17 protein-coding genes are annotated in these 13299 nt (G+C 69.1%); 14 read left to right on the top strand and 3 right to left on the bottom strand.

The features are described 5' to 3' along the window. Positions 1-7: 7 nt before the first annotated feature. The 7 genes from BM199_RS04935 (at position 8) to BM199_RS04905 (ending at position 6693) form a co-directional block, all read left to right on the top strand. Positions 8-286 (top strand): hypothetical protein, encoded by a 279-nt coding sequence (locus BM199_RS04935; RefSeq protein ID WP_091670208.1) that lies wholly within the window; start codon positions 8-10, stop codon positions 284-286. Between the two features lie 47 nt (positions 287-333). Beyond that, positions 334-1317, top strand: coding sequence for a DUF3558 domain-containing protein (locus BM199_RS04930; protein ID WP_177242475.1), 984 nt, complete (start codon positions 334-336; stop codon positions 1315-1317). Positions 1318-1402: 85 nt separating this feature from the next. Continuing rightward, positions 1403-2404 (top strand): dihydroxyacetone kinase subunit DhaK, encoded by a 1002-nt coding sequence (dhaK, locus tag BM199_RS04925; protein ID WP_091670204.1) that lies wholly within the window; start codon positions 1403-1405, stop codon positions 2402-2404. A gap of 1 nt (position 2405) precedes the next feature. Beyond that, on the top strand, positions 2406-3029 hold the full coding sequence (gene dhaL, locus BM199_RS04920; protein WP_091670201.1) for a dihydroxyacetone kinase subunit DhaL: 624 nt from the start codon (positions 2406-2408) through the stop codon (positions 3027-3029). Between the two features lie 110 nt (positions 3030-3139). Continuing rightward, positions 3140-3817, top strand: a complete 678-nt coding sequence (gene dhaM / locus BM199_RS04915) for a dihydroxyacetone kinase phosphoryl donor subunit DhaM (protein ID WP_091670199.1) — start codon at positions 3140-3142, stop codon at positions 3815-3817. 86 nt (positions 3818-3903) lie between these two features. Then, on the top strand, positions 3904-4782 hold the full coding sequence (locus BM199_RS04910; RefSeq protein WP_091670196.1) for a hypothetical protein: 879 nt from the start codon (positions 3904-3906) through the stop codon (positions 4780-4782). Between the two features lie 108 nt (positions 4783-4890). After that, complete coding sequence (locus BM199_RS04905; RefSeq protein WP_091670194.1) at positions 4891-6693, top strand: 3-hydroxyacyl-CoA dehydrogenase family protein; 1803 nt, start codon at positions 4891-4893, stop codon at positions 6691-6693. A gap of 86 nt (positions 6694-6779) precedes the next feature. Here BM199_RS04905 and BM199_RS04900 read toward each other — a convergent pair whose 3' ends face one another. Next, positions 6780-6995: an FmdB family zinc ribbon protein gene (locus BM199_RS04900; protein WP_091670191.1), complete on the bottom strand. Its 216-nt coding sequence runs from the start codon at positions 6993-6995 to the stop codon at positions 6780-6782. Here BM199_RS04900 and BM199_RS04895 point away from each other — a divergent pair. From BM199_RS04895 to BM199_RS04885, 3 genes are all read left to right on the top strand, one after another. After that, on the top strand, positions 6994-8178 hold the full coding sequence (locus BM199_RS04895) for an alkaline phosphatase family protein (RefSeq protein ID WP_091670879.1): 1185 nt from the start codon (positions 6994-6996) through the stop codon (positions 8176-8178). The two genes, BM199_RS04900 and BM199_RS04895, sit on opposite strands and share 2 nt — an antisense overlap. A 43-nt stretch (positions 8179-8221) precedes the next feature. After that, entirely contained in the window at positions 8222-8773 is a 552-nt protein-coding gene (locus BM199_RS04890; RefSeq protein ID WP_218160289.1) for a GrpB family protein, read from the top strand. A 102-nt stretch (positions 8774-8875) separates the two neighbouring features. After that, entirely contained in the window at positions 8876-9181 is a 306-nt protein-coding gene (locus BM199_RS04885; RefSeq protein ID WP_091670873.1) for a hypothetical protein, read from the top strand. On the opposite strand, the gene BM199_RS04880 is transcribed toward BM199_RS04885, so the two are convergent. Then, positions 9166-9678 (bottom strand): GNAT family N-acetyltransferase, encoded by a 513-nt coding sequence (locus BM199_RS04880; RefSeq protein ID WP_091670188.1) that lies wholly within the window; start codon positions 9676-9678, stop codon positions 9166-9168. The two genes, BM199_RS04885 and BM199_RS04880, sit on opposite strands and share 16 nt — an antisense overlap. Positions 9679-9717: 39 nt before the next feature. Between BM199_RS04880 and BM199_RS04875 the strand changes: the two genes are divergently transcribed. The 4 genes from BM199_RS04875 to BM199_RS04865 all read left to right on the top strand — a co-directional run bounded on the left by BM199_RS04875 (position 9718) and on the right by BM199_RS04865 (position 12461). Then, the gene (locus tag BM199_RS04875) at positions 9718-10476 is read left to right on the top strand and encodes an alpha/beta fold hydrolase (RefSeq protein WP_091670870.1); all 759 of its coding nucleotides are present in this window, start codon (positions 9718-9720) and stop codon (positions 10474-10476) included. A gap of 29 nt (positions 10477-10505) precedes the next feature. Then, positions 10506-10682, top strand: coding sequence for a hypothetical protein (locus BM199_RS33730; protein ID WP_177242474.1), 177 nt, complete (start codon positions 10506-10508; stop codon positions 10680-10682). Between the two features lie 93 nt (positions 10683-10775). Continuing rightward, the gene (locus tag BM199_RS04870) at positions 10776-12038 is read left to right on the top strand and encodes an NAD(P)/FAD-dependent oxidoreductase (RefSeq protein WP_091670868.1); all 1263 of its coding nucleotides are present in this window, start codon (positions 10776-10778) and stop codon (positions 12036-12038) included. Positions 12039-12167: 129 nt separating this feature from the next. Next, the gene (locus BM199_RS04865; RefSeq protein ID WP_091670186.1) at positions 12168-12461 is read left to right on the top strand and encodes a WhiB family transcriptional regulator; all 294 of its coding nucleotides are present in this window, start codon (positions 12168-12170) and stop codon (positions 12459-12461) included. A 42-nt stretch (positions 12462-12503) separates the two neighbouring features. Here the strand turns inward: BM199_RS04865 and BM199_RS04860 are convergent, their stop codons facing one another. Continuing rightward, positions 12504-13013 (bottom strand): ANTAR domain-containing protein, encoded by a 510-nt coding sequence (locus tag BM199_RS04860; RefSeq protein ID WP_091670183.1) that lies wholly within the window; start codon positions 13011-13013, stop codon positions 12504-12506. Positions 13014-13299 lie beyond the last annotated feature (286 nt).

The following is a 13299-nucleotide window of genomic DNA, read 5'->3' as shown; positions in this document are numbered from 1 at the left end:
GCGAGCAATGGCAACGGATTCAGAATCGACAAAGCGCGCGGGTGCCTTTGACATCCGCATGGTGATCGCGCTGCTCATCGGCGTGTACGGGCTCGTCATCACGATCCTGGGCATCGGCTTCACCACCGAAGCCGAACTCGCCAAGGCCGACGGGCTCAACATCAACCTCTGGGCCGGACTCGGCATGCTGCTGTTCGCGGCGTCCTTCGTGGCCTGGGTGAAGATCCGCCCACTGCGAGTTCCGGCGGAGGACGGCGACCAGGAGCCGACGCCACGGTCTGAATGACCACGTCTCGCCACGGTGGCGGGGTCCGCCCCGCTACCGTGGCATCCGTGTTTCCCGCAGCTCATCGCCGCCTGCCGACCGTCGCGCTCGGCCTCGTCCTTGCCCTTGTCCTGGTGGCATGTGGTGGCCAGGACCTGGGTAAGGCCAACTTCCAGCGCACCACCGTCCCCGCGGAGCCGGGCAGCGGCAGCCAGGGCGAGGTGCCCACCGGTCCGATCACCGATCCCGCGGTCGCGGCCGAGGCGCTGCGCCTGGTCGATCCCTGCCCGCTGGTCGGACCGGATGTCCTGAGTGAACTCGGCACTCCCGGCGAGCCCCGCGTCTCGGGTTGGGACCGCTGTGCCAACACGGCGCAGGACGCGGGGGGCAAGAAGGTCAGCGTCTCCTTGCAACTGGGTGACCTGCTCGGCCTCGAGAAGCCGACCGGCAATGTCGAGGGCCTTCCGCTGGCGGAGAACTCGCTGGAGGAGGGCAACTGTTTCGTGAGCGCCCTGACGAGCCGCGACCCGGACCTTGGCATCACCGCGCAGGTGAAGTACGAGGGCGGTGACCCGTGCCGCGCCGGCCGGACCGTCCTGCAGAAGGTGATCACCATGCTTCGTGCGGAGCCCGCCACCGTCGAGCAGCCGGAAGGGTCAGTGGTCGGGCTCGATCCGTGTACCGGCCTGGATGACGCCGCCACGGGCGACGTCCTCACCGGCGAGGTCGACAAGCGCGCCACAAGCCTGCACGACTGCACCTGGAACTCCCGCGGCACCGACCTCACGCTTGGATACCGGCTGGGACACCTGCCGAGCGTCCAGGATGCGGCCGAGGAGGTCGACCTCGGCGGTGGGGTGACCGGCTACCAGAAGGTGACCTCACCGGACAGTGCACAGTGCGCCATCAGTTGGGTGCACCGACCGATCGACGAGACTCTGGGCGAGTTGGTCGCCCTCGAATACCGGAACCGCGACGCCGACGCGAAAACCGACGACGCCTGCGGGAAGGCGAAGGTTCTGGCCACGAAGGTGGCCGCCGGGCTGCCGTAGCCCGTCCGCGGCGTGTGCTTGGCGCGGGCGGGTGATCGACGGTAGGAATGGGGCGTACCCGCCCGCCCGAACGCCGGAGGTCAGCATGAAGAAGATCATCAACGATCCGGCGGCGGTGGTCGCCGAGTCGCTGCGCGGACTCGCCCTCGCCCACGCCGACCTGCTCAGGGTGCAGGAGGACCCGGCGGTCGTCGTGCGAGCGGACGCACCGTTGCCGGGCAAGGTCGCGGTGATCTCCGGCGGGGGTTCCGGGCACGAGCCGCTGCACGGCGGGTTCGTCGGGCCGGGCATGCTGCATGCCGCCGTCCCTGGTGAGGTCTTCACTTCTCCGACACCGGACGCGGTGCAGGCCGCCGTCTCCGCCACGACGGGCGAGGCTGGTGCTCTGCTCATCGTGAAGAACTACACCGGCGACGTACTGAACTTCGAGACCGCGGCCGAGCTGGCCGCGGCTGACGGGCAGGACGTGCGATCCGTGGTGATCGACGACGACGTCGCCGTCGCGGACTCCACGTTCACCGCGGGCCGTCGCGGTGTCGGTGGAACGGTGCTGCTGGAGAAGCTGACCGGAGCCGCGGCCGAGCGTGGGGACTCGCTCGATCAGGTCGAGGCGCTGGCACGCAAGATCGTCGGCCAGGTCAGATCGATGGGGGTCGCCCTGACCGCGCCGACCGTGCCACATGTCGGGGAGCCCAGCTTCACCCTCGCCGAGGACGAGATCGAGTTCGGCATCGGCATCCACGGGGAGCCAGGCCGCGAGCGCATCCCGGCCGAGTCGGCTGACGCGCTGGTGCGGCGATTGCTCTCCGCGGTGACGGAGGACCTCCCGTTCGAGCGCGGCGATGAGGTGCTGTTGTTCACCAACTCGATGGGCGGCACTCCGCAACTCGAGCTCTACCTCGCCCACGGCATCGCGGAGCGGCTGCTCGCCGAGCGCGGCATCACCGTGCGCCGTAGGCTCGTCGGTCCCTACGTCACCAGTCTGGAGATGCAGGGGATCAGCCTCACGCTGATGAAACTGGATGACGAACTGATCGAGCTGTGGGACGCGCCGGTGCGCACCGCCGCGTTGCGCTGGGGAGTCTGACATGGGATGTAGCGCGACCGACATCGCCGAGGCACTGCGGTCGGCGGCCGCTGTGATCGACGAACACCGGGACGAACTGGTGGAACTCGACCGCGAGATCGGCGACGGTGATCACGGCGAGAACATGAAGCGGGGGTTCACCGCGGTGTTGTCCACACTCGACACCGCTGTGCCGGATACCCCCGGGGCAGTGCTGAAGGTCGCCGCCACCACCCTGATCTCCAAGGTGGGTGGCGCGGCGGGACCGTTGTACGGCACGGCGTTTCTGCGAGCAGCGACCGCTCTGGGCGACCGGTCCGAGTTGGACGCCGCCGATGTGGCGACGGCACTGCGTGCGGCACTGGAGGGGGTGCAGGCCCGCGGCAAGGCGGAGCAGGGCGACAAGACCATGGTCGACGCGCTCGTTCCCGCGGTCGCCGCCGTGGAGGCCGCGAAGGGTGGTTCGGTCGCCGAGGTCCTGGCCGCTGCGGCGGATGCCGCCGACGAGGGTGCAAGGTCCACTGTGGATCTCGTGGCCCGCAAGGGGCGGGCGTCCTATCTCGGCGAGCGCAGCGCTGGTCACCTTGATCCTGGTGCCCGGTCCACCGCGTTGTTGGTTCGCAGTTTCGCGGAGGCGGCGAAATGACCGCCGACGTAATTTTTACCGCGGAGGCGGCGAAGTGACCGCCGACGTACTTTTTACCGCGGAGGCGGCGAAATGACCGCCGACGCGATTGCTACCGCGGAGGCGGCGAAATGACAGTCGGACTGGTGATCGTCTCGCACAGCGCGAAACTCGCCGAGGGCGTTGCGGAACTGGCGCGGCAGATGGCTCCCGATGTGGCCGTGCTGCCCGCGGGCGGATTGCCGGACGGCGGCATCGGCACGGACTACGACTCGGTGCTGGCAGCGGCGGGGGAGGCGAACACCGGTGCGGGCGTGGTGCTGCTCTACGACCTGGGCAGCGCGCAGATGACCGCGGAACTCGTGGTCGAGTCGCTGGCCGAACCGGACACCGCGGTCGTTGTGGACGCGCCGCTGGTCGAGGGCGCGGTGGCCGCCGCGGTGACCGCGCAGGGCGGCGCCGACCGCGACCGGGTCGCGGAGTCGGCCGCAGCGGCAGGAGCGGCGCCGGACCGTGAGACGACGCCGGCCGTGCTCGGCGCCGAAGCGGACCGGCGCATCGAGGTGACTCTGCGCAACGAGGTCGGCCTGCACGCCCGCCCCGCGGCGCTGCTGGCCCGCAGTGTGGCCGGGCTCGACGCCGAGGTGCGGGTGCGGCTCGGCGAGCAGGAGGCCGACGCCGCGAGCGTGCTCGCACTGATGTCGCTCGGCGCCCGACAGGGCGACCAGATCGAGATCCGGGTGCGGGGCGAGCAGGCTGCGGAGGCCGTGGAGCGGATCAACGCGCTCGTCGAACGTGACTTCGAATAGTCGTGGGACCACTGGGGAGAGTTCGCTCGTTCGTCGCATGTCTGGTGGCGGTCGTGGTAGCCGGCTGTTCCCCAGCTTTCGATGGGGTGCGGGAGCCGGTAGACACGACACCTCTGACCGCGAAACAGGTGTTCGGAGACTTCAGCACGATCGACTACTGCGGGTTTTTTGAACTCGGTCACAGCGGGCTGGACGGTGTACGGGTACTCGACGAGCGCCGGGACTTCGACGACTGTCAACTCCGGGTGGAGAACTCGGCGGGTGTGTCGGCGGATGTGTCGATCGGCGAGCTGGCCGATGAGTCGGACAGTGTGCTGCCCCGCGAGCCGGACGAGACGGTGAACCACAGTCGGGGCCTGCGGATCGATCGATACGACGACATCGATCCGGCAGCGTGTGTTCACTTCCTCCTGTTCCCAGACGACATCAGCCTGCAGATAACTGCCTCCGAAGAGGCTGCGGCCAAGGAGGATCTGTGTTCGATCACCGGGGTCGTTGCCGACGGTGTCCGGCGTTGGGTCGAGAGCGGTCGACCAGTCACGCGAATGGAGTTCGAGCCGAACTCGTTCGGGGTCGTTGATGCCTGCACGACAGCAGCTGAGGAGGATGTAGCCACCGCACTCGGGGTGGCGGCCGAGGCGAGAGTTCCCCCGTCTGGACATTGGTGCCTGTGGGGGCGCTTCGATGTGCAGGAGCCCTCCGCGATTGTGAAATTCAGTCTCGAAGACTCACTTCAGGAGTACGCGGATGACAGGTCCGCGGTGATTGGCGGGCGAGATTCCGTGTTGCGCGTGGAGGAACCCGGCTCGTGCCTGGTGCTGACGCAGCACATGTCGGCTGGACAGATCGCGCCCGGCACCGTGGAGATCGCCTCGGTCTTCGTGCGAGAGGTCGCCGCGCAGGATGCGTGCTCCGCGGCACGAAAACTCGCGAACGTGGTCTGGCAATCTCTTCCGACCGGGTAGTTCTGGCGGTTCTGACTCGATTCCGAGCGGCCGACGCCGGTACCGCGTGCCGTTCCCATGGCACTATCAGCCCCGAAACTACTAGCGAGTAACCATCGGAGGTCGGCCGTGGCGCGGGACATCAGCAGGGTGGGAGTGGTCGGACTCGGCACGATGGGGGCCGGAATCGCCGAGGTGCTCGCTCGCAGCGGTCTCTCCGTGGTCGCCGTCGAAATCGACGACGAGGGAGTCGCCCGGGGCAGGGGACATATCGAGCATTCCACGGAGCGGGCGCTCGACAAGGGGAAGCTGGACGATCGGGAGCGCGCCGACCTGCTCGGGCTGATCACCTACACGACGTCGCTCGCCGACCTTGCCGATGTGGAACTGGTGGTGGAGGCCATCCCGGAGAGCCTGGAGCAGAAGGCGGAACTGTTCGCCCAGCTGGACAAGATCACCGGGCCGGACACCGTGCTGGCCTCCAACACGTCCTCGCTGTCGATCACCGAGATCGGTGTGCACACGTCCCGCCCCGGCAAGGTCGTCGGGATGCACTTCTTCAACCCGGCTCCGGTGCTGAAGCTGATCGAGGTGGTGCGCACGGTGATGACCGAGCCCGACGTCGTCACCGATGTCGTGGCGTTCGCCGAGCGGCTGGGCAAGGAACCTGTGGTGATCGGCGATCGGGCCGGTTTCATCGCCAACGCACTGCTGTTCGGCTACCTCAACCACGCCGTGCGCATGTACGAGCAGCGCTACGCCACTCGCGAGGACCTCGACGCCGCCATGCGGTTCGGCTGCGGCTATCCGATGGGTCCGCTCGCCCTGCTGGACCTGATCGGCCTCGACACCGCGTACGAGATTCTCGACACGATGTACCACCAGTCGCGCAACCGGCTGCACGCCCCCGCGCCGCTGCTGAAGCAGATGATCACCGCGGGCCTGCTCGGCCGGAAGACCGGACGCGGCTTCTACGCCTATGACGCGCCGGACTCGCCGACGGTGGTGGCGGACTCGACGGCGGCGGAATCGTCCACACCGGACACCGCGATGGCACGCCCGGTGCGCAAGGTCGGGGTCATCGGGACCGGCACGATGGCCACCGGAATCGTGGAGGTGTTCGTCAAGCGGGGGTACCCCGTCGTGCTGCGAGCACGAAGCGCAGACAAGGCGGAGGCCTCGATCGCCCGGGTGAAGAAGTCGCTCGACAAGCAGGTGGTCAAGGGCAGGCTGTCCGAAGAGGACGCCGCGGCCGCGCTCGCCCGGATCGTGCCCGCGGTGGAGTTCGACGAACTCGCCGACGTCGACCTGGTGATCGAGGCCGTCGCCGAGGACCTGGCGGTCAAACAGGCTGTCTTCGCGGCACTCGACGAGGTGGTGAAGCCCGGCGCGGTCCTCGCCACCACGACCTCCTCGCTACCCGTGATCGAGTGTGCGGCGGCCACCTCCCGGCCCGGTGACGTACTCGGCCTGCACTTCTTCAATCCGGCCCCGGTGATGAAGCTGGTCGAGGTGGTGTCCACCATCGCGACGGCACCCGACGTACTCGCCACAGGGCACGCGCTCTGTGCCGCGGTCGGCAAACACCCGGTGCACTGTGGCGACCGGGCGGGCTTCATCGTGAACGCACTGCTCTTCCCGTACCTCAACGATGCGGTGAAGATGCTCGAGGCGCACTACGCCGAGGCCGACGACATCGACACGGCGATGAAGGTCGGCTGTGGTCTGCCGATGGGCCCGTTCGAGTTGCTGGACGTGGTCGGCCTGGACGTGTCGCTGGCCATCCAGCGCACCCTGTACAACGAGTTCCGTGAGGCCGGATTCGCACCGGCTCCGCTGCTGGAGCATCTGGTGACCGCGGGCAGGCTCGGGCGCAAGACCGGCAAGGGGTTCAAGGACTACACCCGGGGAGGGTCATTCACAAGTCGGTAGACGGGGCCGCCCCGGAGGGCCGGGCATGACCGCACATCGGCCGTGAGTGACCCGACCTATGAAGAAGACACAGCTGAGCGGACGGGTCAGCCGCAGCAGCCGCCCCCGCAGCAGCCGCCGCCCGCAGCGGGTGCCGGCGCCGTGCTGCCGCTGGCCGCTCCCGTCAGTGCGACGGTGGTCAGCAGTTTCACCGTGTCCACGTGCCCGTCTGGGCAACTGGCGGGGGCACTGGACTCGCTCATCGGCCGGTTCAGCTCGAAGGTGCCGGTGCACTCGCGGCAGCGGTATGCGTAGGTGGGCATGAGACCGATTATCACTGGTACTGCCCGTGGTGGAAAGCTGTTCGGCGTGGACGACCTGCCGACACCGGACGACAGCACACCGCACCTGGCCCAGCTGGTGCCATCCCTGCTCGCGATGCTCGGCGTCGAGGGGTTCGCCGGCACGCTCGACCTGCCGGAAGCAGGCAGCGCCTGTGTGCTGCTGATCGACGGCCTCGGGTGGGAGTTGCTGGACGAACACGCGGCCGACGCACCCGTGCTGACCAGCCTGCGAGCACGGCCGTTGCGGGTGGGCTATCCGGCGACCACGGCAGCGGGCCTAGCCGCGATCGGCACGGGTCTGCCATCCGGGGAGCACGGGATGGTCGGGTATTCCTTCGAGGTGCCCGGCGCGGGCGTGCTCAACGCACTGAGTTGGTGCGCACATCCCGGAGGGGAGGATCTGCGGGGTGCTGCCCCGCCGGAGGAGGTCCAGCCGGTCGCTACGACCTTCGCCAGGGCGGCCGCGGCCGGGCTCGACGTGCGGGTGGTGTCAGCGGCGCGGTTCGCCGGGACGCCGCTGACGAAGGCGGTGTTCCGCGGCGGGCGCTACCACGGCGTGCACGCCCTCGGGGACCTGGCGGCAGGGGCGCTCGCGTCGCTCGGGTCGCCGAACGGCTTCTGCTACGCGTATCACAGTGAACTGGACATGCTCGGCCACCTGCACGGGCCCGGGTCGCAGGCATGGCGGATGCAGCTGCGACAGGTGGACCGGCTGGTGGAGTCCCTTGTGGACAACCTTCCTCCTGGCGCGCTGCTCGCCGTGGTGGCCGACCACGGCATGGTCGCGCTCGACGACACCACGGTGGACGTGGACGACACTCCTGAATTGTTGGCGGGGGTGCGAGCGCTCGGCGGCGAGGTCAGGGCGCGGCACGTCTACGCGGAGACCGGTGCGGAACCCGACGTCCTCGAGGCGTGGCGCGCCGTGCTGGGCGGCCGGGCCTGGGTGGCGAGCCGCGAGCAGGCGATCGAGGCCGGCTGGTTCGGGCCGGTGGTGGCAGACCACGTGCGGGCACGGATCGGCGACGTCGTGGCAGCCGCCCGTGGACGCTCCGGCGTGCTGCGCGGTGCCGAGGAGCCGGTGGAGTCCTCACTGATCGGACAGCACGGCTCGCTCACCAGTGCGGAACAGCTGGTCCCACTGGCACTGGCGCTCGGCTGAGCTCCACCGTGACCGGGGAAGCGATGCCGGGACACTTGGCGTCGTGGTGGATGACATCGAACTGATCGGTGGGTTGGAGAAGCGCGAGATCCGCATCGTGGAGCACGACCCGAGCTGGCCGGAGCGGTTCGAGTTGGAACGGCGGCGGATCGTGGCGGCTCTCGGCGAGCTGGCGTCACGGGTCGATCATGTCGGATCGACCTCCGTGCCGGGGCTCGCCGCCAAACCGATCATCGACATCGACGTCAGCGTGCCCGACGTGCGTGACGAGGCGGCCTACCTCAGTCCGCTCATCGCAGCCGGGTACCGCCTTCGCGTCCGTGAGCCCGGCCACCGACTGGTCCGCACTCCGGAACGAGACGTGCACGTACATGTCTGCTCGTCCGGCAGCGACTGGGAGCGCAGACATCTGCTGTTCCGGGACTGGCTGCGCCGGGACGAGCACGACCGGACCGAGTACGAGCGACTCAAGTGGGAGCTCGCGCGCAGGGACTGGACCGACATGAACGCCTACGCGTCCGCCAAAGGACCGCTCATCGCCGAGATCACCCAGCGGGCCGAGGCCTGGGCGCGCCGTACCGGCTGGCGGGTATGACCGGCGCCGAGCGCCCGGCCCGCTGGAGTTCCCCAATGTGGCATTGGGGACATCCGCGGGCCGGTGTACCGAGGGCGGCCGACGCTCTTCTACCGTGGTCGTGTGCCCCGACGTAACCATCCGCACCGCGGCAGGCCCGCCGCCCCACCACCCGTGGGCGCTGCCACGGGCTGGGCGCGGTCGGAGGCTGGCCCGGACGGAGACTGGCTGGTCCGCAGCGTTCCCGGCGCGCAGGCGACCAAGTTCTACCGCTGCCCCGGCTGCGATCACGAGATCCGGCCCGGCACTCCGCATGTGGTGGTCTGGCCCGCCGACGAGACCGGTTCGGTCTCGGACCGCAGGCACTGGCACCGGGGATGCTGGCAGGCACGGGACCGACGCGGCCCCACCAATCACCGGCGGCGGTAGTACACCGCGTCGGCGCCTTCGTAAGGACCTCGCTTGCGCTCGAGGAAGCCGAGTTTCTCCGCCACCCGCCGAGCCTGCGCGTTGTCCACGTTCGTCACGACCACCACGGGTCGGTCCGGAACCTCCCGTTCCGCCCAGCCAACGGCGGCGGCGGCCATCTCGGGTGCGAATCCCTGTCCCCAGTACCGCGGCGCGAACCGGTAGTACAGGTTCAGCACCGCCTCCCCTTCGTGGTCGTTGGTCTGCACACCACCCGCGCCGATCACGGTGCCGGTCGCCGCTTCCGCCACTGTCCAGTATCCGAAACCGTGGATCTCCCAGTGCCGGAGAAAGTCGGCGACCAGCTCACGGGAGCGCTCCTCACTCGGCGCGCGCGGGTTGTGCCGGTTCGTCTCCGGGTCGGCATGGATGCGGACGAGCGCGAGTGTGTCAGCCTCGGTCATCGGACGCAGGAGCAACCGCTCGGTGCGGATCTCCCGCCGCAGGTCTGGAGGCATTCTCTGAAACTAGCGCCCTCGTCCGACAGAATGCGGGACATGGCTGAGCTCCCACTGGTACTCCTGCACGCGTTCCCCGTCGACGCCCGGATGTGGAATCCGGTCCGTGAGCCGCTTGCCGCCCGCCGCCGGTTGATCACTCCCGATCAGCGTGGCCTCGGGCGCACTCCGCTGCCGGAGTCCGAGCACGAACCGAGTCTGGACGTCGCGGCCAGGGACGTGCTGGCCATGCTGGACCGGCTCGAACTCGACCGCGTGGTGCTGGGGGGCTGCTCCATGGGCGGCTACGTGACCATGGCCGTGCTCCGCGCGGCGCCCGAACGCGTTGGGGGACTGGTCCTCATCGACACGAAGGCCACCGCCGACACCGAGGACGCCCGGAACACCCGGCTCACCGTGGCGCAGCGAGCTGAAGCGGAGGCGAGCACGGGCTGGCTCGCCGAGTCGATGATGCCGAAACTGCTCGGCGAGCAGACCCGCGAGGGACGCCCCGACGTGGTGGAGACGGTCCGGGACCTGGTGGAGTCGCAGCGGCCGGAGGGGATCGCCTGGGCCCAGCGCGCGATGGCCGCACGCCCGGACTCCACCGAACTGCTGCGCGGTACCGACGTGCCCACGCTGATCATCGTGGGGGAGCAGGACACCCTCACCCCGCCCGAGGCCGCGCGGGCGTTGGCGGAGTCGATGCCCTCGGCCGAGTTCGCGATGGTGGGTGGGGCCGGGCACCTCACCCCGCTGGAGGCGCCGGAGCGCGTGTCCACGGAGGTTCTCGGCTGGCTGGCGCGGCAGCGGGATTGAGTGCCGGGACTGGTGGGTACAACTCAGGCATGGATCCCGTACACGACCTTCATCCAGAGTTGGACGTCCAGGAGCAGCGCCATCCGGTGGTCGACGACGAGGACGGCCACCCCGGTGCCGAGGTGCCCTTGGAGGCTGACCCGGGCGATGTCGCCGAGCAGGTGCCCGCGGTTGTGCACGACGAGGACGAGTACCGGGAGGAGTGACCGGCGGTGACTTCAAGCCAGGCGCAGGCCACCAACGCACCGAACACGGCGGAACCGACCCGCATCGTCGTGATCGGCGGGGGATACGTGGGCATGACAGCGGCTCGCAGGCTGCGTGCCGCACTGAGCCCTGACGAGGCCAAGCTCATCGTCATCGACCCGCGGTCCTACATGACCTATCAGCCATTCCTCGCGGAGGCAGCGGCCGGTTCCGTCGAACCGCGGCACGTCGTCGTCCCACTGCGCGAAGTGCTGAACGGGTGTCAGGTGATGTCCGGTGAGGTGACGGGCGTCGAGAGCGCGCGCCGCGCGGTCACCCTGCGCGTCGCCGACGGGCACATCGAGCAGTTGAGCTACGACATCCTCGTGGTCGCTCCGGGATCGGTGTCGAAGACGCTGCCGATTCCGGGTCTCACCGAGCACGCGGTGGGCTTCAAGACCCTCGAGGAAGCCATCTACCTGCGCAATCATGTGCTGTCCCGGCTCGATGCCGCGGCCAGCACGCTGGACCCCGATCTGCGGCGGACCCTGCTGACGTTCGTGTTCGTCGGCGGCGGGTACGCCGGGGTGGAGGCCATGGCCGAGCTGGAGGACCTCGCCCGCCAGGCGGCTCGGAACTACGTCGGCGTGAGCCCCGACGACATGCGCTGGGTGTTGGTGGAGGCGGCGGACCGGATCATGCCCGAGGTCAGCCTGCCGCTGGCGCACTACACACTCGACCGGCTGGCCGAGCGCGGCTTCGAGAACTACCTCGGCACCACGCTGAAGTCCTGTGAGGACTCACACGTCGTGCTGGGTAACGGGGTCGAGTTCGACGCGGGCACGATCGTGTGGACGGCCGGGGTGAAACCCAATCCGATGCTCGCCGACACAGACCTGCCACTGGACGAGCGAGGCAGGGTGCGATGCACCGCGGCGTTGCGCGTCGAAGGCGTCCCGGGGGTGTTCGCGGCGGGCGACTGTGCGGCCGTGCCCGATCTGACCAGCGAGTCGCCGGACGCAGTCTGCGCACCCTCGGCACAGCACGCGACGCGACAGGCCAAACAGCTGGTCAAGAACATCCTCGCCGAACTGCGCGGCGGGGACCAGGGGAACTACCGCCACAGCTACGCGGGTTCCGTCGCCAGTCTCGGGTTGTACCGGGGAGTGGCCGAGATCTACGGCGTCAAGTTGCGCGGTGCCCCAGCCTGGGCGCTGCACCGCCTCTACCATCTCGCCACGATGCCGACCGCACATCGCAAGGCGCGGATTGCCGCCGACTGGCTGCTGTCCCTGCCGTTCGGCAGGCAGATCGTCGCCACAGGGGAACTGCACGAACCACACAAGCAGTTCGCGCGAGCCGGCAAGCGTCGGTGACCTGTCTTATTCATGAGTCCGGTTGTTCACCGCCGCCTTGGCCGCCGAACCGTTATCGGTGGCAGGTGTGGATCGGACCGGTCCGGGGTACCTACCGCGAACGAGCCCAGAGTTGCGGAGGTGACCAGGATGACCGAAACGTCCAGACTGCCGGTTCCCGTGGCGGAAACGTGGGAATGGCAACGTCTCGGCAACTGCCGCAATCTCGACAGCTCGGTGTTCTTTCATCCCGACGGGGAGCGCGGTTTCGCGCGCTCGGACCGGGTGGCGCGCGCCAAGCAGGTGTGCCGGAGTTGCCGGGTGATCGTGGAGTGCCGCCATCATGCGCTGACCGCGCAGGAACCGTTCGGGGTCTGGGGCGGACTGGACGAGCAGGAGCGACGGGACGCGATCCGCAGGCGGCGGCAGCTACCCGCGGCCTGAGCTGTGGACCACGTCCCGCCGCTCCTGGACGAGCTTGCCCGACTACTCCGAACGGCCGGGTAGTCGGCTGAGTACCTCGTACGGCGGCACCCAGCCACGCTCTACCAGGTCCTGATAGAGCGCGACGAGCGCACGCCTGGCCGCCCCGTTCTCCTCCGCGGCCACCACGAGTTTCCGTGCGGACTCGATGAGTTCGGAGTCCGGCTCAGGCGGAACGTCATCGGCAGGCCCAACGGCCCCGTTGTTCTGCGCCGCGCGGCGCAGCAAGGGCTCCAGGTGCTCGAGTTCCACCCGCGCCGCGAGACGGACCAGGATCTGCGCGACCTTGTACAACTTGACGTTGTGCTGTTGGGACAGCCGGACGAGGATGCGGAAGGCCTGCTGCGGCGAGCAGCGGTGCGCCACGATCAGGACGCCCATGGCCTGCTCGATCGTGGCACGGGTGCGTAGCGCCCGTCTGAGGCCGCTGAGTTCCTGCTGCAGCTCCGAGACGCGCACGCTCGGTTCTTCGGCGACGGGACCGTGTTGGTCACCGGTCGTGGTGTTGCCCACGTGTCGTACCGCCGGGCTCAGCCGGGCTGACCGGGTACGGCAAACGGGTACGGCAGGTGGTCGGGCATGGGGACTCCCCTCGGTCGGCAGGCGCGAAAGCGCGCGAACGAGAGGCAGCCCGGCGGCAGCAGCCACCGCGGGAACCGGCGGCCGGACCAGTACGCAGCCTCTCGCTTCGCGCGAACGCCAGGCTCCTTCGGCGGTGCCGGTGTGCCTGGCGCGCTGCGGCTGGTTGCTCAACCGCTTAGATCTTGCCTAAAGATAGCGAACTCCGTACGAGAGCGGC

The organism is Amycolatopsis marina (assembly GCF_900111885.1).
Classification (GTDB): Bacteria; Actinomycetota; Actinomycetes; order Mycobacteriales; family Pseudonocardiaceae; genus Amycolatopsis; species Amycolatopsis marina.
The sequence above is the reverse complement of the archived record's forward strand: the minus strand, read 5'-3'. Positions and strand labels throughout refer to the sequence as shown.